Origin of the sequence: Shimia sp., assembly GCF_039969785.1 — a bacterium.
GTDB lineage: Bacteria > Pseudomonadota > Alphaproteobacteria > Rhodobacterales > Rhodobacteraceae > Shimia.
Genome location: NZ_JBDVNC010000018.1, coordinates 221,835 through 247,283 on the forward strand (window position 1 = coordinate 221,835; position 25,449 = coordinate 247,283).

Below are 25,449 nucleotides of genomic sequence, written 5' to 3' on the forward strand. Positions count from 1 at the left end.
GACAGGCTTCGTATCAAAGCGAGCGCAACAGGTTGTGACGGGCGGCCGGTTTTTTTGGTGAAACAGGTATTGGCCTGAAAAGTTGAACAAACTGTTTCTGATTCGAAACATTGTAATCAGTTGATTAACAAAACGTTAAATGGCAACCTTCTGCCTTTAATATGACTTAGAAATGCCGCATTTCATCCCAAGGGCCCTAAACTGGACGGCGACATTGTCCAAGAGAGGCCAGCTTCAAAAAAGGGGAGCAAAGGAAATCTGACGATCGGGTTGACGGTTTAGCGTGGGGGCGCAACGAATGAATTCAATTAGTACTATGGAGGGGCAACGATTGGTTCGCCCGGCTCCGACAATCGGGCTTGTGGTCCCGGCGATGAACGAAGCTCAAAATCTGCCTTTCGTTCTGAGCAGAATACCCGATCTGGTCGACGAAGTCATACTCGTGGACGGAAACTCATCAGACGATACGATTGCAGTCGCAAAATCGCTTATGCCTAATATCCGCGTTGTAAGCCAAGATCGGAAAGGCAAGGGCGCGGCTCTGCGTAATGGGTTCGAGGCTTGCACATGCGACATCATCATCGCGATCGATGCCGATGGGTCGATGGATCCACGCGAGATTGCAGCCTATGTAGGCGCTCTTTTGGCGGGCGCAGATTTCGTGAAAGGGTCGCGGTTCGTCCAGGGAGGCGGAACCGACGACATGGAGTGGTATCGCCGCTTGGGAAATTGGGGCTTCGTCAAGATGGTGAACTGGCGTTTTGGCGTAAGGTTCAGTGATTTGTGCTATGGGTACTTTGGATTCTGGAAAAAGTCATTGGGAGATATGTCGCTGGCGCGAGATGACGGTTTTGAGATTGAAGCGAGTTTGAAAATTCAGGCTTTGAGGTCCGGGCTCGCGATCCACGAAGTTCCCAGCAAAGAAGCGCAGCGCATCCATGGAGTTAGCAATCTTCGAACTATTCAAGATGGTTGGCGCGTTCTCGTCACCATCCTGCGATTGAGTTTTACGAGGGTGAACTCTGATAATCAGGAACTCGTTTCAAAAGTCTGAAAGAATGGAACGGGAGAAAGAGTGGCCGACATGTTCGATCAATCTCACGCGCAAAAACTGGACGCAAAACCTACTGTCTCAGTGGTGATTTGCGCCTATTCGACTGAACGTCTTGAGATCCTGCGCAAAGCCATCCAGTCTGTGCAATCCCAGATCTACCAGCCGCTCGAAATTGTAGTTGTCATTGATCACAATCCGATTTTGCTGGCGACGCTGGTGACGGAGTTTTCGGATGTGAACTTCGTCGAAAACGAAGGTTCCAAGGGGCTTTCCGACGCCCGAAATACCGGAGTTGGACAGGCTAAGGGGGAGGTCGTTGCATTTCTCGACGACGATGCCATTGCCGAGCAAAACTGGCTTTCGCGACTTGCCGACGCCTATGCAGACCAGACCGTTGCGGCGGTCGGTGGGGGGATCACGCCTGAGTGGCCCTATGCGCGCCCGTTTTGGTTTCCCGAGGAATTTGATTGGGTTATTGGCTGCAGCTACCGCGGCCTACCCACCACCGCTGGACCGGTACGCAACCTGATTGGGTGCAACATGTCGATGCGGCGATCGTTTCTGGAGTCGGCAGGCGGTTTTCGAACTGATTTTGGACGGGTCGGGAATGATGGGGCCGGGTGTGAGGAAACGGAACTCTTCATACGCGGGCACCAAGCCTGTCCAGACGCAAAGGTCTGGTACGATCCCGAAGCTCGCGTACGCCACCAGATCGCGCAGAGCCGCACACGCTGGAATTACTTCAGGTCCCGCTGCCGGGCGGAAGGGCGGGCCAAAGCCAACATGACCCGTTTCGTCGGTAAAAGCAGTGGCCTTTCTACCGAAAAATCTTACGTGCGCAAAATTCTACCGGCGGGGATTCTTCGAGGGATTGGTGATTTTTTTCGAGGGGATTTCGCGGGTCTGGCGCGTTCTGGCGTCATTATCCATGGTTTTGCCGTGACTGCGGGCGCATATGTTGTCGCGGCTTATCGTTCGAACAAAACCGAACCATCGGCGGCCAGCTCCTTCAATCCGATCCGGATCGTTGATACGGATATTACAGAGGAACCTCCTGCTCTTTCTCACGCTGATCCGGTGGAAAACAAAGATTTTGGTGCGGCCTGGTGCCTGGTGCGATCGGATCGCCAACCCGTCAAGATTTTGGAAATTCCGTTTAACGGCGCCGACATAACAGCGCATCAGTTTGAGGAAATCATCGCGGCCGATCCGACCCCTCTACCGCCAGCTCCGCTCCCGCAGGTTTTGGGAAACGAAGCGCCCCACGTTACGATTGTCATTGCCACAAGGGACCGTCCCGACAGCCTTGCGCGGTGCCTTGATGCATTGCTGTTGCAAACTTATGAGAAGATGGATGTCGTGGTGGTCGACAATGCCCCCTCGTCGGACGCCACTGAAAAACTCATATCGGAACACTATGCCCCATCTGGTAATGTGCTTTACGTGAGGGAGAGCATTCCGGGGTTGGCACGGGCGCACAACCGGGGAGTTTCCTGCGCGTTGGGCGAGATAATCGCCTTTACGGATGATGATGTCATCTGCGATCCCGAATGGGTTTCTGCGATTGCAGCCAATTTCGCCGCCTCGGACCAGATTGGGTGCGTCACCGGGCTGATCCTGCCTGCCGAGCTTGAAACGCGGGCGCAATATTGGACCGAGCGCCACGGTGGCTTTGGCAAGGGGTTACACCGCCGTGTGTTTGACCTCGAAGATCACCGGCCAGCCGACCCGCTTTTCCCCTATACGGCAGGCGCATTCGGGTCCGGGGCCAACATGTCGTTTCGACGAGATACATTGGAACGTATGGGCGGGTTTGACGACAGGCTGGGCGCCGGGACGCTTGCGCGCGGTGGCGACGATTTGGCGGCTTTTCTGGCGGCGATTCAAACCGGTGCGCAGATTGCCTATGAACCTGGCGCTATAGTTTGGCACTTTCATCGTCGCAGCGAAGACGGCATGCGACGTCAAGCCTTTGGGTATGGAGTTGGCCTTGGAGCTTATCTGACCAAGCAATTCGTTGAAAACCCCGCATCAATTCTATTCTTCGCCCGTCGCGTTCCTGCGGCTATGGCTCACATGTTCTCTCGCAAGTCCAGCAAGATGGAACGCCTTCCCGACGATTACCCAAACCGTTTTGTTTGGAGTGAAAGATTGGGCATTTTGATGGGCATACCCGGCTACTTCAGAAGCCGTTGGCAAACACGATCCAACCCTTCGATCCCCGCGGGTCCCTGCAAACAAATTTCCCGATAATCCTGGAAAGGAACGGCCCGATTTCTCAGACCATACCCATCCTGCTGTATCACTCGGTATCTGATCAGTTCGATCAGAGATACGGGAGGTGGTGCGTCACACCACGTCGGTTCGAAGAACAGATGTCAGCCTTGGCGGAGGGCGGTTTTCATGCCATCTCGATCAGCGATTTGGCGCAAAAGCTTGCAGTGGGCTTGCCGGTGCCTGATCGCTGTGTTGCCGTGACATTTGATGACGGGTTGAAGGATTTTCAATCTGGGGCGCTTCCGGTGCTCACCAAATTTGGGTTCGCGGCCACACTCTATGTTGTTGCGGGATCGGTTGGTAAGACAAGCGGCTGGCTTGCCGCGCTGGGGGAAGATCGCCGACCGATGCTGCAGCCTGAGGATATGCTCGAGCTGCTCGATGCGGGGATCGAGATAGGTGCGCATTCGATGACGCATCCGGAACTCGACATCCTTGACCGGAAAGCCGCGTGCGAGGAAATCAGAACAAGCCGTATCGTACTTGAAGACGCACTCAGTGCGCCGGTGCAGAGTTTTGCCTACCCTTTTGGCTATGCCTCAACCACAACGCGGGCGCTGGTACGAAAGGCGGGCTTTCGTTCGGCGGTCGTTGTGCGGCATGCGCTGTCGTCTCCAGATGAGGATTTGTTCGGGCTGTCCCGTCTTATCGTGACGGAGCAGCTAAGCGGCTCTGATCTCTTGGAGTTAATCCATGGCAAGGGCGCGAAACCGCCAGCCATCCAGCACAAGATAAAGACGGATATTTGGCGCCTCGTCCGAAGAGTTCGCCGCCTGCATCGTGATGGTTTTTCCGCAGGAAGTCGATCAGAAAGCAAAGACCTCGGACGGATGGTATGAGGCGCTCGACCTGTCTTGGCTTGATTGCGGCGATAACGTTGGCACTCTGGCCACGCCTTGGGCAGGCAGCCGGCAATCTTCACGCAGAGACGCCCAAACCCGGGCTTGGGGATTGTCCCAGTGCCCCATGCCAAGTCATTACGCAATCGTTTGCTTCCGTGTTTCTGGAGCTTGGCGATCTGCATCGAAGCGGCCGCATAGACAAACGCAACGGGGAACTCGCCTACACCTACTATTCGGGCTTGGTTTCTGATGTCAGACCCGTGTTGTCTGTTATCCGCCCAAGTCAGCTGGTGGAAATCCTGTCAGATCCGATCCCACCGGATGCCGCTGCGACACTCCGGGCTTACAGCAAGGCTGCGGAACTCGGGTCTGCTGAGGGCAGCATGCGACTGGCCCGTTTGTATTTCGACGGCGTCTTCGTCGAACAAGACACTGCCAAAGCGTTGAGCTTTGCAAAAAAGGCCAGGTTGTTGGGGCACTCCGAAGCCGAATTCTTGGTCAGTATCGCGAGCATCCGAAATGCCGATACGGAAACAGGCGTCTTGTCCCACATCGCAAATCTGCAAAACCTCGCCGAGATGGGTGACCCGCAGGCACAATATGCATTCGGTCTGATGCTGTTGGATGGGGGGGACGAATTTCTGTCGGAAGACCCGGTCAAGGCCTTTGAGCTGTTCGAAAAGTCTGCGAACCAGGGCCATGAGGCCGCCCAGCTCCACGCGGCAAGGATGAAAATCTTCGGGATAGGAACCCCGTCGCAGCCCGTTTCGGGCTTGCTGAAGGCAGGTGCACTCGCGGCTTCCGGTTCGATGGACGCATTGTTGCTGATCGCCGAGACCTATGCGCGCGGGGTGCCTGGCTCTCTGGAACCCAACCCTAAAGGCGCGCTTGAAGCATTTCGGGCGGCAGCCGAGCAGGGGTCAGCAACCGGTCAGGTCCGGGCAGGAGAAATGTTGATTCTGGGCCTGGGGGTCGAGCGCAATGTTGAACAGGGTCTTGACCTATTGAGGCAGGCGGCAAATGCCGGGAACACTGAAGCGTTGTACAAGCTTGGCGCCCACTACGACCCCGAAAGCAAGGATTCGCCGCAGCAGGATCTTGCGACGGCCTATCATTATTACCGTCAGGCTGCCGAAGGTGGCGACGTCTGGGCCAAATTGAAGGCAGCATGGATGCTGTTGGAAGGCAGGGGAGTCCCGGCTGATATTACAGCCGCAACGCGTGAGCTCGACGAATTGACCAATTCAGGGAATGCGTTTGCGGCTGAAATTCTGGCGGCACACTACGAGACCCAATCCGACGCGGTTGCCGCAAAGACGTATCTGGAAAAGGCCGCGCGCGCGGGAAGCCTTGATGCGCAGGTGCAGATCGGTGAATTGAGCATTCAGACCGAGAGTACCGAAAGCAATGTCCTCGCGGCGCTGGAACACTGGCAGGAAGCCGCGCGGTTGGGTAGTACCGACGCGATGTATGCATTGGGTGAATTTCATGCCGCCCCGACGCATCCGGCTGTTTCGTCGAGCACCCAGGCGGCCTACCAACATTTTCAAAGTGCGGCAGACGCGGGACATGTTTGGGCAAGTCTAAAGGCCGCAACCATGCTTTTGGAAGGTCAGGGCACTGATCCGGATGAAGAGGCAGGGCTGCGCCAGTTAAAAGGTCTTGCGATGGGCGGACTTCCGGATGCCTCAGTGGTTCTTGCCGACTATTATTCGGGACGAATTGGTCGCATCGACGGCACCGATTTGGCCCGAGCCTTTGGATATCTGGATCATGCGGCGAAGTTGGGACACGCGCGCGCGCAAATCCGGGTGGGTGAAATGCTGGTTCATGGCAGCGGCGTTATGCGGGATGTTTCTGAAGGGTTGCGCATTCTGGAGACCTCTGCGGGTGCGGGCAACGCGGAAGCCATGCTCAAGCTGGCCGACATGCTTGCGCGCGGTCACGCCGATAAGCTCGATATTGAGGCCGCCTTGGCATTTTACAACGCTGCCGGGGACGCGGGAAATATCGATGCACTGGTCCGGCTGGCAGAGGTTTATCGTTGGGGATTGTTTGGCACGACGGATCGCAGGCGTGCGCACGAATATCTGGAAAGAGCTGCTGCGCTGGGCAGCAAATATGCGGGGTTCATGATCGGGCAGGGGCTCGCAGAGCGCAATTTCGGCAAGCCTGAGTCTGTGGAAGAAGGCATTGAATTGTTGCAGCATGCGGCGCAAAGCGGGGTTTCTGAAGCCACAGCTGTGTTGGCGTCACTGGTTGACGGAAAGCAACCGGCAAAATGTCGACCAAAGATCATGCTGGACCAACTGTCAGACGTTGCTGCGGCCGGAAGTATTGAGGCCAGTTTACGTTTGGTGGCGGCATACCGCGACGGCCAGGATGACAGGGGATGTGAAATTGCGCGGAAGGATCTGAACAAAGCGAGAGAAGCGCTTGCAGATGTTGCAGATGATCTCACGCCCGAAACTCTCGAAATTCAGAATATCCTGATCTCATTGAAGACGGCGCAACGCAGTTCCTTCCCCGAGTTCCATTCCCGAATAAAGGCCCTTGCGCCCGATACCCGCCCTCGCGTGATGCAACAGGTTATCCGGGCAAACCCGAATGCTTTCGTGTACTTGCTTCAGTTGGAATTACAGGAGCGAGGATTTTACAACGGCAATCCTAATGGCCTGCTGACTTCGAGTACGATCCGGTCCGTGAATGCCCTTTGTCGGTCGCTTGGCGCGGCGCGTTTTTGTCGTAATGGACCGTTTTCGACCGAAGTCACCACAATTCTGTTCTATTTGTTTTAATGGCCGTCAGACGAAACTGCGTGGCGGCAGGCTGTGCAATTTTTGGTGTACGGCATGGCCAAAGGAGAGTCTTCTTAGTCAAAATTGCAAAGCGCAATTCCCTCAGAATGCTGTGGCATTCAATGAAAAGTTCGAAAACGACGCGCCTTTGGTCGGAATTCCCTATCCTCAGCCCGCCCTTTTCTGGCAGGCTTTGCCGAAGTCATCAGCCATCAAAGGACGCGCCATGCCGCACTGCATAATTAACCCTTTTCGCGGGCAGGGCTTGGCCGGAGCAGAGCAGTTCCCCAGTCAGAACGCCGATGCCGTGGCCAAACTGTTGGCTTTTTGCCCCGCGCATGGCGAAACCCCGCTGATCTGTGTGCCGGATCTGGCGCAACAGGCCGGTGTCGCGGGGCTGTGGATCAAGGATGAGCGCGCGCGCATGGGGCTGGGCAGTTTCAAGGCGCTGGGCGCGGCCTATTGCATCGCCCATGATGCGGCCGAAACAGTGCCCGAAGACTGGTCCAAAGCGCTCATAGGGCGCACGTACGCGACCGCCAGCGCAGGCAATCATGGTATGTCAGTGGCCGCTGGCGCGCGCGTGTTTGGCGCCAGAGCTGTGATTTATCTGGCTCAAACCGTGCCCGAAGCCTTCGCTGAACGGTTGCGGGTTCAGGGGGCCGAAGTGGTGCGCGCCGGGGACGACTACGAAGCCAGTATGGACGCGGCGCGTCAGGACGCCGATACCAACGATTGGAACCTGTTGTCCGACAGCACATGGCTCGGAACCACCGGACCCGGCTATCGGGTAATGGAGGGCTACTTGCAAATGGTCGCAGAAGCGGCGGCACAGATCCCGGAACCTCCGACCCACATTCTGTTGCAGGCCGGTGTCGGCGGGCTGGCCGCCGCCGTTGCCACCTATGCACGCAAAGTCTGGGGGGATGCGCCGCAAATCATTGTCGTTGAACCTGAATTTGCCCCCGCCCTGATCGAGAGCATTCGCGCAGGTGCGCTGGTCGATACAACCGGACCAGTGTCTGAGATGGGGCGTCTGGATTGCAAAACCGCGTCTCTTGTGGCGCTGAATGGGCTGGCGCGCGACGCCGACTTGTTTGTCACGATCTCCGAAGAAGAGGCCGGCCAGGCCGTCTCGACGCTGGCTGATGTCGGGCTGCACAGCACACCGTCAGGCGCGGCGGGGGTTGCTGCTCTTTTGGCCGGGATCGACGGTATTGGCTCGGATGCACGCGTGTTGTGTTTCCTAAGCGAAGGCCCCGAAGATGGCTGAAACAGGGCGTGGCTTTCCGACGGCAGAATACCGGACCCGCCTGACGCGGTTGCAAACTGCGATGCATGCCGTTGGTCAGGACGCGTTGTTGCTAACCACGGCGGCGGATATATTTTACGTAACCGGCTTTTTGACCCGGTTCTGGGAAAGCCCGGCGCGCCCATGGTTTGTCATCGTTCCGGCCAATGGCGATCCGGTCGCCGTGATCCCGGCCATCGGCGCCGATCTGATGGGGCAAAGCTGGATTTCAGACATCCGTACATGGGACGCACCGTTTCCGGGTGACGACGGCGTCAGCCTGTTGATCGACACGCTGACCGGATTGGTCCCCGCGACAGGCAGCATTGGCCTGCCGATGGGGCTGGAAACTCAGCTGCGCATGCCGGTTGGGGATTACATCCGTGTCTGCGACGGGCTTGCGCCACGCCGCTTCGCAGATGCCACCGTCGTTGTACAGCGCGTGCGCGAGGTCAAGTCCGAGGCAGAGATCACCAAAATTCGCGCCGCCTGTGCAGTGGCAGATACAGCCTTTGCACAGGTTCCTGATTTTGCCGGACCGGGGCACGCGCTGGACCAGGTTTTTCGCCAGTTTCAGATTGCGTTGCTGGCCGGCGGGGCCGATTGGGTCAGCTACACAGCCGGGGGCGCAGGGCAGGGGGGATATGGCGATGTCATCTCACCCGCAGGCCCGGTGCCTTTGGCCGATGGGGACGTTCTGATGCTGGACACTGGCGCGGTTCTGGACGGCTATTTTTGCGATTTCGACCGCAATTTTGCCATTGGCCATGCAAATGATGCGGTGTCACGCGCGCATGAGGCCCTTTTTGCGGCCACGGATGCGGCAATGGCTGCGATGCGTCCGGGCATGTTGGCCAGCGATGTGCATCACTTGTTGGTCCAGAGTTTACGCGGCCACGGTCAGACCCCCGGCGGCGGGCGTCTGGGGCATGGGTTGGGCATCACGCTGACCGAATGGCCGTCTTTCACACCCCATGATCAAACCGAACTGCGCGCCGGTATGGTGCTGACGCTCGAACCGGGGGTCGAGATCGCACCCGGAAAAATCATGGTTCACGAAGAAAACATCGTCTTGCGCGACAAAGGCGTCGAACTACTCTCGACGCGCGCGCCCCGCGACCTGCCGATCCTGAGGTGATACATGACGCATTTCCCGTTTGAACTAACCGACCCGATTGGCACCGCGGCCACGCTTGGTCTGATCGTGTTGAAATTTGACGAAACGTTGGAACAGGATTTTCGTCGCCTGTTCCCCGCACGCGATGTCGCACTTTACGTCAGCCGCCTGCCCAGCGACCCGGATGTCACCCCCGACACGCTCAGAGCGATGGAAACAGATTTGCCCGCCGCGGCGGCGCTATTTCCACCCGCTGCGCCGTTTGACGCTGTTGGGTATGGCTGCACCTCGGGCACCACAATGATCGGTGCGGGGCAAGTGGCCGATCTGGTGCGCAAGGGCGCTGGCGACACAGCTGTGACTGACCCGCTGACGGCCTCTCTGGCCGCGTGCAAGGCGTTGGATCTCAGCACTTTGGGCATGGTCACACCCTATATCGACAGCGTCTCAGAACCTGTGCGCAACGCCTTTCAATCAGCGGGCATCGCGGTGCCCTATATCGTATCTTTCGGTGAGGCCGGAGAGGAGCGGGTCGCCCGGATCGACGCCGCCTCGATCCGCGCCGCGGCTCTCGACGTGGGTCGCTCGGATCAGGTGCAGGGCGTATTTTTGTCCTGTACAAACCTGCGCACATTGGACGTGATTGACGACATCGAACAAACCCTCGGAAAACCTGTGCTCAGCAGCAATCTCTCACTGGTGTGGCACATGGCACAGCTTTCCGGCGCACCCATGGCACCCGACGCGCCCGGTGCGATCAATCGGCCCTGATCCGGCCTCGAAAATTGTGATCCCCATGTCGCGGATGAACATGACAGGACGCTTTTATGTCCTGCACCCTCTCTGAAAACAACAGAGAGAATTGACCATGAAAATCGGGTTCATCGGGCTTGGAAATGTCGGCAGTAAACTCAGCGGTAGCCTGCTGCGCAATGGCACGGACCTGAGCGTCTATGATCTGAACGCTGATCTGGTCGCAGCCAAAGTCGCCCAGGGCGCCAAGGCGGCAGACAACCCGGCCCATCTGATGCGCGATTGCGACGCCGTGATCACCTGCCTGCCGTCGCCTGCAGCCTCAGACACGGTGATGCAACAGATGTTGCCTAAGGTCACGCCGGGCAAAATCTGGATGGAAATGTCCACCACAGATGAGGCCGAGGTCAAACGGCTGGGTGCTCTTTTGATCGACCGTGGCGGCGCGGCCGTCGATTGTCCGGTTTCGGGCGGTTGTCACCGGGCTGATACCGGCAATATCTCGATTTTCGCTGGCTGTGATCGGGCAACGTTTGATGCCATCCTGCCGCTTCTGACAAAAATGGGCCGCCGTATCTTGCATACCGGCGAATTGGGCACGGCGTCTGTCTTGAAGGTGATCACCAATTACCTCGCCACCGCCAACCTGATCACCTGCGCCGAAGCGCTGGTCACCGCCAGGGCCGCAGGCATGGACCTCAACACCACGTATGAGGCGATCAAAATAAGCTCGGGCACGTCATTTGTGCATGAAACTGAAAGCCAGGTGATCCTGAACGGCTCGCGCGACATCAGCTTCACCATGGATCTGGTCAAAAAGGACATCGGCCTGTTTCAGGACGTGGCGGATCGCGCGGGCGTGCCGCTGGAAATGAACCCGCTGATGATCAAAATTTTCGACGACGCCATCGCACGGTTTGGCGAACGCGAGCTCAGCCCCAACATCATCCGCCGCCTTGAAGAGGCCACAGACCTCAACATCACGGCTCCCGGGTTTCCGGCTGAAATGACCGATGATGAACCCGAAGAACCGGGATACGAAGTGATCCCACAGGGACAAGCCCGCTTTTAAACACAAAGAGCCAGTTTTTCATCTTCCCAAAATACTCCGGGGGAGTCGCGCAGCGCGCGAGCGGGGGCAGCGCCCCCCAGGCTCAGCTCTGCTGAGCCATGCCCAATGATATGTGGTGCAGCTTGCTGCGCCTCAAATTGGCGGGAGCTTTGGTTCAGGCTTTGGGATGTGTGCGGTTGTAAACTTCCATCAGGCGCGCTGCATCCACCTCGGTATAGGTCTGGGTGGTCGATAATGAGGCATGCCCAAGCAACTCCTGGATCGCGCGCAGATCACCGCCCGCCGCCAACAGATGCGTGGCAAAGCTGTGGCGCATGGCGTGCGGCGTGGCCGTCGCGGGCAGACCCAACTGCATGCGGGTTCTTTCCATCGTCTTTTGAATCTGGCGCGCACTCAGCGCACCTCCACGCGCACCACGAAACAACGGGCTGTCCGGGTCCGCAGCATAGGGGCATAGCCGCAAATAGCTCTGCACAGCGTCGCGGGCCGCATCGATCACCGGGATCAGCCGCTCTTTGCCGCCTTTCCCGACAATCCTCAGTGACACAGGCAACGGCGCGTCTTTGACCTTCAGCCCAAGCGCTTCGGAAATCCGCAAGCCACATCCATAAAGCAATGTCATCACCGCCGTGTCGCGCGCGCCGATCCAGCTCTTGTCAGATTGCAGCTCGACAGTTTCCAACACCGCCCGCGCGGCATCTTCGGGCAAGGGGCGCGGCAGCTTGCGTTGATACTTCGGGGCGCGCGCAGACAAAACGGCCGTTGGATCGAAATCTTCACGTTCCGCGAGCCAGCGATAAAAGCTTTTGACCGCTGACAGCTTGCGTGACAATGACCGTGCACCTAATCCCCCGGCGCGCGCATGCGCCATCCATGATCGCATGTCTGACACCGACAGATCGGTCAACGGTGCTATGCCCTGCGGTCCACCTTTGTGGCCGGTCATGAATACCAGAAATTCCACCACGTCCCCGCGATAGGCTGTCAGCGTGTTTTCGGATGCTTCGGCCAAAGCGGCGCGTTGGGCCAGAAATGTTTCTAGAGCATCGCTGGCCGCCGGGCTGATCACGATAGCCAGCGGCGCATGGCGCGTTCAAACACACCGGCGAAAAACGCCAGCAAATCCGTGCCTTGCTGTGGGGTGAACTGATGTGGGTCTTCGGCCCCCATCACCAGAAGACCGGGCAAACGGCCGGGGCCGAAATCCAGCTTCAGGCAGGCCTCAGAGCGAATCCAATCCGCCTCTTCACCGTAAATATTCTCAGCGCCGGTCTGAAGCTGGCGCAACGTTACCTGTCGCAGCGGTACATTACGACCGCCAGTCAGATAGGCCTCGATATACCCCGGGTCTGCCACACACAGAACGTCCCCGAGACTTTGCAATGCGCGGTCCTGAGTTGTGTCCTGTTCCGTTTCCAGAACCAGCCGCACCGCGTCGACCCGCAGAATGCCGGCAACATCGCCGCCCAGATCCTTGAGAAACGAGTCAAATTCAACAGGGTCCAGCATACGCAGGATGGCGCGATGCACCTGATTGGTGCCTGCCAGATTTTCATAAGCCGCAGCGATCACTGACCGGTGGGTGTCCTCCAACCGGTCAAGCCGGGCTTCCAGCCGCTCCATAGCGATGCCACGCAGGTCGACAATATTGCCGCCCATGGTTTTTTCATTGGCTGCGATCAGGGCCCGCATCAGGTCGCGGTCTTCCAGAATCACATCCGGCTGCGAGATAATTTTTTCCCGCAAACTGTCGTCGATCTTGAGATTACTGCTCATTTTTGTGCCAAGTTATTGGTCGTTTCCGAGACAATAGCAGAGCCGGGCCGCGAATGCCGCAACTTTTTTGCAACGATTTTAAAATGCAGCGCAGGCGGTCAGGTCTTGGCGGCAGGGGCGTCCATAATAATACAGGTGGTCGAGCCGATGGCATAGAGCCGATCATCCTCGACACCGCGTACTTCTCCGTCTGCAATCCCGGTTGATCGTCCGGCGTGATGCACCACCCCGGTGGCGCGTACCGTGACCCCAACGGGGATCGCGCGGATCAGGTTGATCTTGTATTCCAGCGTTGTGTAAATCTGCCCGGATTTCAGCTTGCTGTGCACCGCGCAGCCCATGCAGCTGTCCAGAATGGCACCATACCAACCGCCATGCACTGTGTTAGATGGATTGATCACCGAAGAGTCCGGTGTGCCCTCAAAGATCACTTTGCCGTCCTCGGCATGTACCATGTAAAACCCAAGCGTTTTTCCCATGGCTGGCGGCGCGACGCGCCCGGAAATGATGTCTTGCATCATCGCCAGCCCAGATCCGTTCGGTGCAGGATCAACTGCGTGTTGGGTGGGATTATTGGGCATAGCGCGACCTCCTGAACTCCTCCCGTTCAGGAGGCCGCAATTTGCATCCGGGCGCAAGCAAGAGCGCTCATCAGACGCGAAGTGTTACGCAACGTTTTCCAGACGCAGGTCCGGAACAACCCCCAGCGCGTGACAGACATCACGTGTCAGCTCGGGGCGGTTGAGCGTGTAGAAATGCAATGCATCAACGCCTTCGTCAAGCAATTCCGAACACAGCTCAGTGCACACCGCTGTGGCCAGCAGATCTTCACGCCCGTCGCGCACAGCTTTTGTAAAGGCATCGTCCAGCCATGCGGGCACATCCGTGCCACAACGGCGGGCGAAATTGCGCGTGCCCTTCCAGTTTTCAATCGGCAGAATTCCCGGCACGATTGGCGCGTCGATACCGGCCCTGGCACAGGCATCGCGGAACCGCAGGAACGTGTCCGCCTCAAAAAAGAACTGCGTGATCGCCTCAGCTGCGCCTGCGTCGATCTTGCGTTTCAGCCATTCAACATCCGCATCAAGCGACGCCGCCTCGGGGTGTTTTTCCGGGTAGGCACCGACGCGAATGGTGAATTTATCCGTCGCGGCCAGCGCTTCGATCAGTTCGATGGAATTGGCAAACCCGTCCGGGTGCGCTTCGAACGTGTCGCTGCCTTTGGGGGGATCGCCGCGCAGGGCAACAATTTCGTTTACACCCGCCGCCGCAAAATCATCGGCAATTTTCAAGGTCTCTTCGCGTGTGGCATTCACGCATGTCAGATGCGCCGCCACGTTCAACCCGCTGGATTTGTGCAATGTTGCCACCGCGTCGCGGGTCAGATCGCGGGTGGTGCCGCCGGCACCATATGTGACAGATACAAATTTTGGATTAAGCGGCGCCAGGGCTTGAACCGTATCCCACAGCCGAAAAGACGCCTCCAGATTCTGAGGCGGAAAGAATTCGAAAGAAATATGAGGTACAGTCATTTTATCACGTCCATAACTTGCGGTTGCCCTCATGTCTCACACATGGCATCTTTACGCAAATTCATAATTCTCAAGAACGTCATGAGTTTCACATGAAGATGCATATCGAATTCCGTCATCTGCGCACTGTGCGGGCCGTTCATGAATTTGGCGGGCTAGCCCGGGCAGCGGAACAGTTGAACATCACTCAGTCTGCGCTCAGCCATCAGATCAAAGGGCTTGAAGAACAGGCCGGGGTTGAGCTGTTTGTACGCCGCTCCAAACCGATGAAACTGTCGGCAGCGGGCCTGCGTCTGTTGCGACTGGCCAATCAGGTTTTGCCCGAAGTCGAGGCACTGGAAGCCGAGTTTAATGGCCTGCGCGATGGCAGCTCTGGGCGTTTGCATATCGCAATCGAATGCCATGCTTGTTTTGAATGGCTGTTCCCGGTTCTCGAAGCGTTTCGCAAGAAATGGCCTGATGTCGATGTCGACATTCGCCCCGGACTGGCCTTTGACGCCATGCCCGCATTGCAAAAAGAAGAGGTGGACCTCGTTGTGTCCTCTGATCCGGAAAAACTGCCGGGCATCTCTTTCTCGCATCTGTTTGATTATGATGCCGTTTTTGTCGCCTCATCCCATCATCCTCTGGCCCAGAAAGACTGGATCGACGCGGCTGATTTTCGCGGGCAAACATTGATCACGTATCCGGTGGATCGGGCGCGGCTGGACATATTCTCTCAGCTTTTGACCCCGGCCAAGGTGGAACCGGCGGCGATCCGGCAGGCCGAACTGACGGCTGTGATCCTGTTGTTGGTGGCGTCCAATCGTGGTGTGTCGGTTTTACCGGACTGGGTTGTGCGCGAGGTCAAATACAGCAGCGATTATATAACCCGACCTCTGACCGAAAACGGGGTCACCCGTCAGCTATATGCCGCCACCCGCGACGGCGATCTGAAAAAACCGTTTATGCAGGACCTGATCGCGCTGGCTGGCAAAGAAGCGCGTCGTTTGCAAGCCGCCTGATCGGGGCAGGTTGACTTAAGGTCAGTGACGATTTCGCTCATTTTCTCCCCCTGACGTACGGGTCCTGCACCCGGCATGTTGCCCCCATCTGCTGATTAGGGGGAGGGCCATCGCGGCCCTATGACGAATATGCCAACAACGTTCAACGCGATCTCGCTTGGTGTGCTTGCCGATATTGATACGACCGAAGGGAACAACTTTGCCGAAAATGCCAGCGCTCTGGTCGGGCAGAGCTTCGGATCGTCCGGTGACGCGCTGGTCAATGACTTTGTCGAACTGACGGCTGTTGGCAGTCCCGGCGGTACCTATGACATGGACAACAACCCGGCAGACCAGTTTTCCATCGATGGCGGGGCCGCGCAAACCTTTGACGGGACATCCATCTACAACGCGACAATCACTTTTACTGACGGCACAACCGCAACCATCACAGCCGTGTTGTTTCAGGACACAGACGGCAACGCCTACATAGCACCGGAATTTTCGGACAACGGCGATCAGGCCGCGCTTGAGGCGGGGGCAATCCGGTCCTTGTCGCTGGACAGCCTTGTGGGCAATCGCTTCACCGGAATGACGTCAAGCCGACAGGAATGGGATTTTGTTGTCTGCTTTACAACGGGCACCCAGATCATCACCCAACAGGGGCAGCGCCCGGTCGAAGAGTTGCAGCCCGGTGACATGGTTCTAACGATGGATCACGGGTTTCAGCCTTTGCGCTGGACCGGGCGGCGCACTGTGCCTGCGCGCGGAAATATGGCCCCGGTGCTGTTTCAAAAGGGTGCATTGGGCAATGAAGAGACGCTGACGGTGTCTCCGCAGCATCGTATGTTGGTGGCCGGGTGGCGTGTGCAGATGCATTTCGGTGAACGCGAGGTTCTGGTGCCTGCCATCAGTCTGGTGAATGGCGGCTCGGTCCGGCAGGTCGAAAGCGCCGAGGTCACCTATGTGCACATCATGTTTGACTGTCACGAGATCGTCTATGCCGAAGGCATCCCCAGCGAAAGCTTTTTGCCCGGCGAACACGGGCTTTCGGCGATGGGCAAGGCCAGCCGAGACGAGATTTATTCCCTGTTCCCGGAACTCCGCAATGTTGGGCTCACCGCCTACGGCGCCGATGCGCGCCCCAGCATAAGACCGCGAGAAGCGCAGCTGCTGGTGCATTGACGGAGCCCGCAGGGGGGGGAGGGGCGGCGCATAGGGGGCTGCACGCAACCGTGTTGCGTAACGCAGCGCCGCCCCGGTCCCTGTGTATGAATCGCTACGGGACTATGACGCAAATCCTGTCGATGTTCGCGATCAGATATTCACTTGAATGCGCACCTGATGTTCGCACCGCCTACCGCTCGCAAACACAAGGCATCTTTCGGAAGGTGCATAAGTTAAGAGTTGCGCTCCATACCGAATGTCGGGTCGGCGGACGAAGCCGCCACTCGCTTGTTAGGGATGGATGACCGCAGGCAGTCCAAAGCGGACGTAACCAATTTGTACGTCGGGCGGGAAGTGTGAATTCTCTGCGGATTGCGTTAAGATCGGATATGCGCTGGTTGAGGCTATTCGAAAGGGGCGCAGCCAATGTCCTCAGGCAGTCAGGGGTAACTCTTTTGCTGACGATGTGCTGGGAAAATGAGTGGCTCTACAGACCCAGAAAACGCTGAAAGTGTTGGGAAACGCCTTAGTCCGTCGCCTTCGTCGCCAGTACCAATTCACTTGAACCAATCTTAGGTAGCTAGGTCACAGATACGCTCCTAGCATCTTCAGATAGAACAACACCGTTGCAAGGATACCTATCGCTCCGGCATCAGGTCCGATCGCGGTCGCCGAACCAACCGATCCGGCAGCAATAGCGGACGTATTGATTTCGTCGGGCCAGGACAGCAGAACAAGCACTTCAGAGGAAGAACCGATATCAATCGCGCTCAGCAGTGCAGACCCTCCCTCGACTTGGCCTGATGCCGTTCCTGCGGAAATGCTCTTGACCGTGGCCGTGAAGATTTTCCCGGGTTTTCGATCGAAGGTAATCTTTACAGGCGTTCCCTCGGGCATTGCGTCAACGCCATTCTGAGAAAACACACCGCTAAGCAGGACACTGTCCGTGCGAATGAACGGCATTACGGGGTCCATCGCGCGCGCCAGATCTCCGGCCGATATTCGGATTGAACCTACAATTCCGTCTGCCGGCGCAATGACACGTGTTTGATCCAGATTGTATTGCGCCAGATCCTTACGCGCCTGTGCGCCATCCAGATTTGCTCGGGCTTCATCGACATCCTGTTGGGACGTGGCGCCACTGTTACGGTCAAACAGAGCCTTTCGCCTGTCGTAACTGAGACCTGCCAGCTTCAGGTCTGCTTCGGCCTGATCGAGTTTTGCCCGGTATGGGGTTGGATCGACCTCAAAAAGAACTGTGCCCGCAGTGATCTTTTCATTTGCTGACACCGTGACCGATTGAATTGTTCCCGCCACGGGCGAAGCAATCTCAACGACATGCGCGATGACCGAGATACGACCAGAGGGCGTTTTTGTGTTCAACAAGCCGACTACAACGAGGACGATTATCAAGCCGACAAGGCTGACGAGGATCTTGGTGAGGCGATTCCACGGAAGAAGGTTGAACTTGAAGAAGATCAGCCAGACGGGAATGGCATAAAGCGCAATAATCAGTGCCATCGGTACTACCTCTCTCAGTATGTCGTTGTGGCGAGGAAGCATCCATCCATGCAAATACTTCCCGTGTTGTTAGAACCTGTCGCCGCGCGACCGGCGACAGGACAGAAAAGGCTGGAAAGCCTGCTAGTGACCGTCTTGTGACATGAGGTCGAGAACACCGTTTTCGGTGCTGTACTGCTCCCACAGGTCGACAAGCTCGGCGAGCATCTCAGGGTACTTTTTGCCCAGATCATTCAATTCGCCTGGGTCGCTCTCAATGTTGTAGAGTTCCCATTCGCCGGTTCCAAAGGGTTCAGGCATCCAAAGGGCTTTCCACGGGGCTTTGAAATAGGCTTTCTGGTCGAACAGCTCGTACCCCACTTCTGTGGTTTCCGGACCGGTTTGCGCAATCTCTCCCTTCAGGAGAGGCAACACCGAATTTCCCTGAACCGGCAAAATTGCACGCCCCTCAAATTCTTCGTTTGGAACCTCAATGCCAGCGGCTTCCAGAATGGTCGGCATGATATCTCGGATGTGCAGAAATGATCCGTTGATCCCGGTTCCTGTGGGCATGTTCGCAGGCATTTTCACAACCAACGGCGAGCGGATACCACCCTCGGCCTTGGACCCCTTGAACAAGCGGCTCGGGATCATGCTGACCTGCGCCCAACCTGGCCCCTGATCGATCAACGAGTTTTTCAGACCACGGTTTTCCAAACTGTTGTCAAATGCAGCCATGTATTCCGGGGTCTGCCCCGGATAGTCGTCCAGATGCGCGCCATTGGCACCGTTGTCAGACATGAACAGGATCATCGTGTTTTCATATTGTCCTGTCTCTTTCAGCGAAGTGATGACACGGGCAATCTGCTCATCCATGTAATCGATCATGGCGGCATAGACCTCCATGTCGCGGGCGGCCATCGCTCGCTCCTCATCTGAAAGGTTTTCCCAAGCCGCTACAGATCCAAGACGTGGGAAAGGGGTAACATCGGGCGAGACCATTCCCAGATCTTTCAATCTTTGCAGACGAGTTTTGCGCAGATTATCCCAGCCGCGATCGTACTTGCCCCTGTACTTGTCGATGTATTCAGCAGGCGCGTGCAAGGGATCGTGCGGTGCGGTGTAGGCGAGATAGGCAAAGAACGGTTTGCCGTTGGCCTGATCACGTTCGATCCACGCGATCAACTCGTCGGTGTAGTTTTTGGTGGAATAGAAATCATCCGGTAGTGTGGCCACCTCCTGACCATTCCGGGCGTAGTGCATGGGCACGGTCGGCGTGACCCACTTCTGATCCGCCCAATGGCTGCCCCCGCCGTCGACAAGGACAAACGTGTCCTGAAAACCGCGTGCGCTTGGAAAATCCTCTGTTTCTTCCCCAAGGTGCCATTTGCCGACCATGTAAGTATCGTAGCCACCGGCTTTCATGACCTCGGGCAGCGCGGCGACCCGGTGGCTCAAGTGGCCCTCGTAGCCCGGCAATCCCTTGATCTTATCCGACATCATTTCACTCATTGTGCCGAGACCAGCACGGTGGTTGTCCATGCCAGACAACAAAACCGAACGAGACGGTGAGCAACTGGCCAAGACGTGGAAGTTCGTCAGGAGCTGCCCCTCGTCAGCAAGTGCATCAAGAGTTGGTGTCGCAATCTCGCTGCCAAATGGACCGATATCGGTGTACCCCATGTCATCTGCTACGATTAGCAACACGTTTGGCGGCGTTTGCTGGGCCATCCCCGGAGATGCCAGCGCCAACAGAATAGGGAGAATGTACCGCTTAGAGAGCATGTTTTTGTACCTCAACTTGCCGTGGCGATTTGAATGACGGTGCCTGGCTACATTCCAGACACCGCAATGGTTCAGGGAGAAGCGCGCGCTTAGTCGTGTGAGCTAAAGCTCTTGGCCAGAGCCGCATTCTCGAGAAGCTGCAGGGTTTCCGGGCGCAGGTTGTCGATCCCGGCGTAAGACTCCCCAAGCGTTTCTTCACGATTCGGGTAGGCCTTTTTTAAAGCCAGGTGGCGATGAAGCATGTCTTCAAAGAAGGCCACGGTCCACATGCCTTGGGTCTTCAAGGGGTGTTCTTCACGGGGATCGTGAAGCAAGTTGTAAATAGGTAGTTTGAACCCTGCGGTACCCGGAGCAGGCCAATGGACTTTGAACTGTTCCTTGATCGTCGCGCTTAGAGTTTTGCCAGCATAGACATGCAGGTAGTCACGGCGACCATTGCCATCACCCTCGAGAATCAAATGGGTCTGGTCGATGCCATCGATCACGCGATCTGTCGGGATGCTCCCCTTGGCACCTGCGACATTTGCCAGAGTCGTGTACAGATCCGATACATGGATCATATCGCCAACAGTGCTGCCAGCCTTGATCGCTGCGGGCCATCGCATAAACGCGTTAACGCGAATACCACCCTCGGTGGTCTCGCCCTTAAAGCCGCGATAGACCATGTCGGAGAACCCGGTGTAGGGCATCCCTTGACCCATTGCGCCATTGTCGCCCATGGCAATGACAATCGTGTTGTCCGCAATACCCAGACGATCAACGTCGGTCAGAATATCTCCGATCCAGCCGTCCAGCACCTGCATGCTTTCGACCCAGCTGCCCCGATTTTCCGTTTTCAGTTCCAGCCCGGCACGATTGAAATCAACCGGCTTCATCGGCCAGTAATTCAGGAAGAACGGTTCATGCTTTTCGGCGAGCACGCGAAGTTGTTCCATAGCCTGTTCTTGAAACCGATCATTCATGGCATCGTAGTGAGCGTATCCAGCCGTTTCGCCAGCTTCGATGCCCCATTCAGAGGCCGTGCCACCTTTTTCAGCCTCGACAGCCATGATCCAGCCATTTGGGCGGAAGGTTTTATCCAGAACGTATCCTGCGTCGTTGACATCCGGCGTCACACCAAAGGCCCATTTTTGTGCTTCTGCGTCGCTGGTCATCAACCCGTAGGCGGCCTGATTGTGCATCGCAAAGCTTGCATAGTCGAACCCCTGATTGTGGGGATACCCTTGCTCAATATCACCTTGATGCCATTTGCCGATATGCGAGGTGTTGTACCCGACCTCAGAGAGAACTTCCGCGATTGTCACCTCATCGGCATTCAGCCCGCTGCCCTCTGGCGGCACGATTTTGGGTTCCAGCATATGGCTGCGAACAGGCAAGCGACCCGTCAGAAAGGCCGCTCGGGTTGGCGTGCAAGAGGGCTCAGAATACATACGCGCGAAGGACATGCTTTCTTCGGACAGTTGGTTTAGCGATGGAGTTTGATAGCCACGCACAAAATTGAGCTCGGGGACACCAAATTCACCAAATCCGACGTCGTCGATCAGGATGTAGATGATGTTGGGGGGCATGTCGCCATTTTGGGCGCGAATATCTGCCAACTTAGCCGCGACCTCGGAATCTTGAGCCTGCCAGACATCAGCATGTTGGGCCTTTAGATAGGAAAACTCCGCATCATACACGATTTCCCCCTCCCCGGCCGATGTCAGTGACGGAAGAGTTGCTGCCGCGATGGCTGCGACGCATGCCCAGCTACGCAATTGTGACTTTGCAGTCTTCATCTTAAACCTCCTCAGGTTCGCTGAATGCCAAAGAGTCCGGATGTCGGCTCTCTTCGGATTGACTTTGAGTTGGGTGGGGCCTGTCGTGAGCCCGATGCACCGCCGGTTCGACTCCGAAAGGTCGGCAGCTTGCATCTTGGGTTCGTGGGTGGTTTCGTCGACATATCGGCTCGGAAAATCCACAAACCCGATGGGCTTTCCAAGCTTTGAGCTGGCAGTAAAAGGAAAACGGGGACTTGAGTTTACTCCAACAAGATCACTCATTTTTCATCCCCGCCTGAGATGTGCCGACCCGCGCCTCTGCAAGCCACTCGAGGATTTCTTTCTTCAGATCGTGAATGCTGCTCAAGTAGTCTTCACGTAACCCATTGGACATCTGCTTGGCTCCAGACTCGGCTGACTTCAAATCGCTTGAAAGCCGTTCAAAGTCGGCGCACATTTCTTCCAGCGTGGCATGGAGGGGTCTAAGGCCCTCGATCAATGAACTCGCCTGTGGGAAAGCGCGATGAATGTACTCGGATTGTCGACCTGACATAACTCGGTCCTCGAAATCGGATGATCGTTCAAGGATGCGTCTAAACATGGCCGCTGCGTAGGTGTTACACGGTAGTATCCAACGTGACACGGCCTTCAATCGCGCTAGGTTTTCAACTAGCCTAAATCTACAGACGCCAAGGAAAACCAAGACTTATGCCAAATCCGAACCAATCCATCGAGGCGCTGACTGATACGGACCTTGAGGCCAGCATGGCGCGTATTTTGCAGTCGCCCGAGTTCGTCGGATCGGCTCGAATGCAGGATTTCTTGTCTTATGTAGTGCACGAAGCAATTGAGGGGCGTGGCGATCAGATCCGCGCCAAGACGATTGCACAGGATATCTATCGTCGCTCTGTCGCATCGGACGGAGATTCGGAAAACGTGGTGCGCGTCGATGCCAGGCGGTTACGGCGCAAGCTCGACAAATACTACGCTACCGATGGCCTGAACGATGCAATCCGGATCCATATCGACAGTGGTGGCTACGCTCCGCGTTTTGAGATTCTTAACGTTAACGAGGCAGAACTCGAAGCTTCGGGTTTTAACGAGGCGCGAAATGACGGCGTTCCGAGAACAATCTTGGCAGCCCTCGTCATAGTTTTTGGCGTGATCGCCGTTCTCACCGCAGTGTTCTGGATGACCTCAGAGCCAACGGAAACATCCAAAGTCCAGAACCAGCAAGAAGCTCAGAGACTGGCGCTACGGGAAAAATCGTACAAAGCCCTGCAGGCGGCAAACTATGCGGAAGAAGCAAGAGACCTTCTGTTTCCGCTTTTTGACTTCAACCGTCAGAAGCAATCGCTGACGATGTTCCGGCAAGTGATCAAACTGGATCCGGAAAGCTTTGCGGGCTATGCTGGTGCCGCCCAGTCTCTTGCCACTCTTGCGCTCTTATCGCCCCAAAACCCTGACAAAGAAGCGTTCCTTCAGGACGCCAGATTAATGGCAGATATTGCGGTGTCCAAGGACCCTACCAAAGCTTGGTCGCTGTCCAGTGCTGCGTGGGTTGCCTTTGCCGAAGGTAACGAAGACAAAGCGATTAGATTATCGCAAAAGTCGATCGCCCTGGCCCCACGAGACGGGCACGTCCATGACTATTTTGGGTTGATTGCCTTATTCACGGGCGATTTCCCTTCAGCATTGGATGCCTTGCGTCCAGAGAGGGAATTCGACCAGCCCAGCGATAGGCTTGGCCGTAAGAACGTTTATGCCGCCGCGAGTTTCCATTCGGGCCTCTATCAACAAACCCTGAATCTTTTCGATGAAGTCGCAATGAGTGGCGGTCCCATCAGCCCGCCCAGACTGGCCTATAAAGCTGCCGCATTGGATGCATTGGGCAAGACCGAGGCCGCTCGGGAACAGGTGCTCGATCTGCTGGAAACCTGGCCAAACGCAAGGGTCGACCAAGTATTGTTGAACTTCTTTCGTGATCCATTGCATGCAAATGATGTGAATGATCGCCTCCGTAAGCTGGGTTGGACTGCCGAAAATTAGCCATACAGATTTACATGCCGCGCAAGATTTCTATTGGAAGGTTTGGGCTCGAACTCGTCATTAACCTCTATGGCTCCCAATCATCTCTATGGGCCGTTTGTTGTGTTTTGCAAAGTCCGCTTTCTGCGCTTTACGGTCACTCGCACCTGATGAAGCATTCAGCACTCTGGGCTCCAACCAGTCATTGGTTGATGGGGCGCCGCATCGCGGCAAAAGACGCAAAAGCCCTTTTCTGTGGCATCCCGGAAATTCTGGTTGCCGAGACGAAGCAGCCCTTCGTCGCGGCCAGACCTTTATTAGCTTTAGGCTCGACCGAACTTTCGCTGTATATCATTTGAATGACTGCTGTGTTCGGGCTATGGATGACGAAGCGGCCAAAGGAGGACCGCCTCAAAACGGGTGCTTAGCATCAGATTGGACACCGCGCTATCCGTCCGGAATTTGAGCTTACCTGTGCGCAACGTCCGGCGTCTTAACAGCCCGACAGCGGGCATCGATACCGACGCAATACCGACGTGATACCGACGCGCTGCCGATCGGGGTTTTGCAGCGTTAACCGGGGTTTGTGGGGCGAATCGGGGTCAGATCACTTTGACCAGCAATTTCCCCATGTTTTTGCCGGTCAACAATCCGCGAAACGCTGCCGGGGCGTTTTCAAGACCTTCGACGATATCCTCGGTGTGTTTGACCTGACCTGCCGCAATTGCTGGTCCAACTTCGCGCAAAAACTCGGGATACCGGTCAAAATGATTTGAGATGATAAAACCGTTTACGGACAGGTGCTTCACAAGAATAGACTGCCACAGGCGTGGGGCTGTCAGGCTTTCCATCGCGGCATTTGCGCCAAGGTTACCCGCATTATACCACGCGATCATACCGCATAAAGGAATGCGCCCATGCGCGTTCATTAGGGGCAAAACGGCCTCTAACACTTTGCCGCCGACATTTTCAAAGTAGATGTCTATGCCGTCCGGACAATGTTGTTTCAACGCCTCACGCAGGTCGCGCGCGCCCTCAAAAGCACGATGATCGATACAGGCATCAAACCCGTAAACCTCTGTTGCCATTGAGCATTTCGCTTCTCCGCCGGCAATTCCGACAACACGCAATCCGCGCATCCTGGCAACCTGTCCAACCATTGATCCAACCGGTCCGGTGGCGGCACCCACCACCACGGTCTCGCCCTTTTGGGGGTGGCCCAGTTCGGTCAGTCCGTACCAGCCAGTAAACCCGGGCATACCCAAAACACCCAGCGCCGTGGTGATCGGAGCAAGAGCAGGATCAAGTTTGCGCATTTCAACCGGTTTGGCGATGCCATGCGTGGCCCATCCGGTCATCGTCAGAGCAAAGTCGCCGGGCACAAATTCCGGGGCGTTCGATGCGATCACTTCCCCCACAGCGCCGCCAGCCATCAGGTCGTCAATCCCAATCCCGGCGGCATAGGATTTTGCATCATCCATGCGGCCGCGCATATAGGGATCAAGCGAGAAATAGTGTGCCTTTATAAGAACTTCACCGTCACCTAGGGCAGGAATCTCCACGGTTTCAAGGCGGAAATTGTCGTTCCGGGGGGCGCCGTCCGGGCGGCTGGCCAGCACGATGCGCTGCATTTGATCTGTCATGGCGCGTCTCCTTTTGGGTTTGCCGCACAGCCTGAGCGCGAAAGCTTTGATTGGCAAGGGCAGGCAGGCTT

The 25,449-nt window shown here is 56.6% G+C and carries 21 protein-coding genes; 12 read left to right on the plus strand and 9 right to left on the minus strand.

The window, feature by feature from the left end; genetic code table 11:
- Nucleotides 1-316: 316 nt before the first annotated feature.
- The 8 genes from ABJI08_RS10465 (at nucleotide 317) to ABJI08_RS10500 (ending at nucleotide 11,204) form a co-directional block, all read left to right on the plus strand.
- Nucleotides 317-1,054, plus strand: coding sequence for a glycosyltransferase family 2 protein (locus ABJI08_RS10465; protein WP_348401846.1), 738 nt, complete (start codon nucleotides 317-319; stop codon nucleotides 1,052-1,054).
- Between the two features lie 30 nt (nucleotides 1,055-1,084).
- Nucleotides 1,085-3,307 (plus strand): glycosyltransferase, encoded by a 2,223-nt coding sequence (locus ABJI08_RS10470; protein WP_348401779.1) that lies wholly within the window; start codon nucleotides 1,085-1,087, stop codon nucleotides 3,305-3,307.
- A complete protein-coding gene (locus ABJI08_RS10475) occupies nucleotides 3,247-4,170 on the plus strand; it encodes a polysaccharide deacetylase family protein (RefSeq protein WP_348401780.1) in 924 nt (307 codons plus the stop codon). The genes ABJI08_RS10470 and ABJI08_RS10475 overlap by 61 nt, the downstream gene beginning before the upstream one ends.
- Nucleotides 4,167-6,971, plus strand: coding sequence for a tetratricopeptide repeat protein (locus tag ABJI08_RS10480; RefSeq protein WP_348401781.1), 2,805 nt, complete (start codon nucleotides 4,167-4,169; stop codon nucleotides 6,969-6,971). The genes ABJI08_RS10475 and ABJI08_RS10480 overlap by 4 nt, the downstream gene beginning before the upstream one ends.
- Nucleotides 6,972-7,197: 226 nt before the next feature.
- Nucleotides 7,198-8,244 (plus strand): pyridoxal-phosphate dependent enzyme, encoded by a 1,047-nt coding sequence (locus ABJI08_RS10485; RefSeq protein WP_348401847.1) that lies wholly within the window; start codon nucleotides 7,198-7,200, stop codon nucleotides 8,242-8,244.
- On the plus strand, nucleotides 8,237-9,400 hold the full coding sequence (locus tag ABJI08_RS10490; protein ID WP_348401782.1) for a Xaa-Pro peptidase family protein: 1,164 nt from the start codon (nucleotides 8,237-8,239) through the stop codon (nucleotides 9,398-9,400). The genes ABJI08_RS10485 and ABJI08_RS10490 overlap by 8 nt, the downstream gene beginning before the upstream one ends.
- Nucleotides 9,401-9,403: 3 nt before the next feature.
- Nucleotides 9,404-10,150, plus strand: a complete 747-nt coding sequence (locus ABJI08_RS10495) for an Asp/Glu racemase (protein WP_348401783.1) — start codon at nucleotides 9,404-9,406, stop codon at nucleotides 10,148-10,150.
- Nucleotides 10,151-10,247: 97 nt separating this feature from the next.
- The gene (locus ABJI08_RS10500) at nucleotides 10,248-11,204 is read left to right on the plus strand and encodes an NAD(P)-dependent oxidoreductase (RefSeq protein WP_348401784.1); all 957 of its coding nucleotides are present in this window, start codon (nucleotides 10,248-10,250) and stop codon (nucleotides 11,202-11,204) included.
- A gap of 154 nt (nucleotides 11,205-11,358) precedes the next feature.
- Here the strand turns inward: ABJI08_RS10500 and ABJI08_RS10505 are convergent, their stop codons facing one another.
- The 4 genes from ABJI08_RS10505 to metF form a co-directional block, all read right to left on the minus strand.
- Complete coding sequence (locus ABJI08_RS10505; RefSeq protein WP_348401848.1) at nucleotides 11,359-12,282, minus strand: tyrosine recombinase XerC; 924 nt, start codon at nucleotides 12,280-12,282, stop codon at nucleotides 11,359-11,361.
- Nucleotides 12,270-12,980 carry a DUF484 family protein gene (locus ABJI08_RS10510; protein ID WP_348401785.1) on the minus strand — a complete coding sequence of 237 codons (711 nt, stop codon included), beginning with the start codon at nucleotides 12,978-12,980 and terminating at the stop codon, nucleotides 12,270-12,272. Before ABJI08_RS10510 ends, ABJI08_RS10505 begins: the two co-directional genes overlap by 13 nt.
- Before the next feature lie 98 nt (nucleotides 12,981-13,078).
- Entirely contained in the window at nucleotides 13,079-13,561 is a 483-nt protein-coding gene (locus ABJI08_RS10515; RefSeq protein ID WP_348401786.1) for a PaaI family thioesterase, read from the minus strand.
- Nucleotides 13,562-13,645: 84 nt separating this feature from the next.
- Complete coding sequence (gene metF / locus ABJI08_RS10520) at nucleotides 13,646-14,512, minus strand: methylenetetrahydrofolate reductase [NAD(P)H] (RefSeq protein WP_348401787.1); 867 nt, start codon at nucleotides 14,510-14,512, stop codon at nucleotides 13,646-13,648.
- A gap of 98 nt (nucleotides 14,513-14,610) precedes the next feature.
- Here metF and ABJI08_RS10525 point away from each other — a divergent pair, with 98 nt between their 5' ends.
- A complete protein-coding gene (locus tag ABJI08_RS10525; protein WP_348401849.1) occupies nucleotides 14,611-15,516 on the plus strand; it encodes a LysR family transcriptional regulator in 906 nt (301 codons plus the stop codon).
- A gap of 120 nt (nucleotides 15,517-15,636) precedes the next feature.
- Nucleotides 15,637-16,680, plus strand: a complete 1,044-nt coding sequence (locus ABJI08_RS10530) for a Hint domain-containing protein (protein ID WP_348401788.1) — start codon at nucleotides 15,637-15,639, stop codon at nucleotides 16,678-16,680.
- A gap of 567 nt (nucleotides 16,681-17,247) precedes the next feature.
- Here ABJI08_RS10530 and ABJI08_RS10535 read toward each other — a convergent pair.
- The 4 genes from ABJI08_RS10535 to ABJI08_RS10550 form a co-directional block, all read right to left on the minus strand.
- Complete coding sequence (locus ABJI08_RS10535) at nucleotides 17,248-18,183, minus strand: efflux RND transporter periplasmic adaptor subunit (RefSeq protein ID WP_348401789.1); 936 nt, start codon at nucleotides 18,181-18,183, stop codon at nucleotides 17,248-17,250.
- 123 nt (nucleotides 18,184-18,306) lie between these two features.
- Nucleotides 18,307-19,947: an arylsulfatase gene (locus tag ABJI08_RS10540; RefSeq protein WP_348401790.1), complete on the minus strand. Its 1,641-nt coding sequence runs from the start codon at nucleotides 19,945-19,947 to the stop codon at nucleotides 18,307-18,309.
- An 89-nt stretch (nucleotides 19,948-20,036) separates the two neighbouring features.
- A complete protein-coding gene (locus ABJI08_RS10545; RefSeq protein ID WP_348401791.1) occupies nucleotides 20,037-21,725 on the minus strand; it encodes a sulfatase-like hydrolase/transferase in 1,689 nt (562 codons plus the stop codon).
- A 256-nt stretch (nucleotides 21,726-21,981) separates the two neighbouring features.
- Entirely contained in the window at nucleotides 21,982-22,206 is a 225-nt protein-coding gene (locus tag ABJI08_RS10550; RefSeq protein WP_348401792.1) for a hypothetical protein, read from the minus strand.
- Between the two features lie 266 nt (nucleotides 22,207-22,472).
- Between ABJI08_RS10550 and ABJI08_RS10555 the strand changes: the two genes are divergently transcribed.
- Entirely contained in the window at nucleotides 22,473-23,756 is a 1,284-nt protein-coding gene (locus ABJI08_RS10555) for a hypothetical protein (protein ID WP_348401793.1), read from the plus strand.
- Between the two features lie 14 nt (nucleotides 23,757-23,770).
- Nucleotides 23,771-24,094: a hypothetical protein gene (locus ABJI08_RS10560; protein WP_348401794.1), complete on the plus strand. Its 324-nt coding sequence runs from the start codon at nucleotides 23,771-23,773 to the stop codon at nucleotides 24,092-24,094.
- A 243-nt stretch (nucleotides 24,095-24,337) separates the two neighbouring features.
- On the opposite strand, the gene ABJI08_RS10565 is transcribed toward ABJI08_RS10560, so the two are convergent.
- Entirely contained in the window at nucleotides 24,338-25,378 is a 1,041-nt protein-coding gene (locus tag ABJI08_RS10565; protein ID WP_348401795.1) for an NADP-dependent oxidoreductase, read from the minus strand.
- Nucleotides 25,379-25,449 lie beyond the last annotated feature (71 nt).

Bases quoted from the DNA above. Each gene is read 5' to 3' on its own strand.
- ABJI08_RS10500 (WP_348401784.1), top strand. From the start codon at position 10,248: ATGAAAATCGGGTTCATCGGGCTTGGAAATGTCGGCAGTAAACTCAGC.
- ABJI08_RS10560 (WP_348401794.1), top strand. From the start codon at position 23,771: ATGCCGCGCAAGATTTCTATTGGAAGGTTTGGGCTCGAACTCGTCATT.
- metF (WP_348401787.1), bottom strand. From the start codon at position 14,512: ATGACTGTACCTCATATTTCTTTCGAATTCTTTCCGCCTCAGAATCTG.
- ABJI08_RS10490 (WP_348401782.1), top strand. From the start codon at position 8,237: ATGGCTGAAACAGGGCGTGGCTTTCCGACGGCAGAATACCGGACCCGC.
- ABJI08_RS10515 (WP_348401786.1), bottom strand. From the start codon at position 13,561: ATGCCCAATAATCCCACCCAACACGCAGTTGATCCTGCACCGAACGGA.
- ABJI08_RS10510 (WP_348401785.1), bottom strand. From the start codon at position 12,980: ATGAGCAGTAATCTCAAGATCGACGACAGTTTGCGGGAAAAAATTATC.
- ABJI08_RS10545 (WP_348401791.1), bottom strand. From the start codon at position 21,725: ATGAAGACTGCAAAGTCACAATTGCGTAGCTGGGCATGCGTCGCAGCC.
- ABJI08_RS10465 (WP_348401846.1), top strand. From the start codon at position 317: ATGGAGGGGCAACGATTGGTTCGCCCGGCTCCGACAATCGGGCTTGTG.
- ABJI08_RS10495 (WP_348401783.1), top strand. From the start codon at position 9,404: ATGACGCATTTCCCGTTTGAACTAACCGACCCGATTGGCACCGCGGCC.
- ABJI08_RS10565 (WP_348401795.1), bottom strand. From the start codon at position 25,378: ATGACAGATCAAATGCAGCGCATCGTGCTGGCCAGCCGCCCGGACGGC.
- ABJI08_RS10540 (WP_348401790.1), bottom strand. From the start codon at position 19,947: ATGCTCTCTAAGCGGTACATTCTCCCTATTCTGTTGGCGCTGGCATCT.
- ABJI08_RS10555 (WP_348401793.1), top strand. From the start codon at position 22,473: ATGGCGCGTATTTTGCAGTCGCCCGAGTTCGTCGGATCGGCTCGAATG.
- ABJI08_RS10525 (WP_348401849.1), top strand. From the start codon at position 14,611: ATGCATATCGAATTCCGTCATCTGCGCACTGTGCGGGCCGTTCATGAA.
- ABJI08_RS10485 (WP_348401847.1), top strand. From the start codon at position 7,198: ATGCCGCACTGCATAATTAACCCTTTTCGCGGGCAGGGCTTGGCCGGA.
- ABJI08_RS10480 (WP_348401781.1), top strand. From the start codon at position 4,167: ATGAGGCGCTCGACCTGTCTTGGCTTGATTGCGGCGATAACGTTGGCA.
- ABJI08_RS10470 (WP_348401779.1), top strand. From the start codon at position 1,085: ATGTTCGATCAATCTCACGCGCAAAAACTGGACGCAAAACCTACTGTC.
- ABJI08_RS10530 (WP_348401788.1), top strand. From the start codon at position 15,637: ATGACGAATATGCCAACAACGTTCAACGCGATCTCGCTTGGTGTGCTT.
- ABJI08_RS10535 (WP_348401789.1), bottom strand. From the start codon at position 18,183: ATGGCACTGATTATTGCGCTTTATGCCATTCCCGTCTGGCTGATCTTC.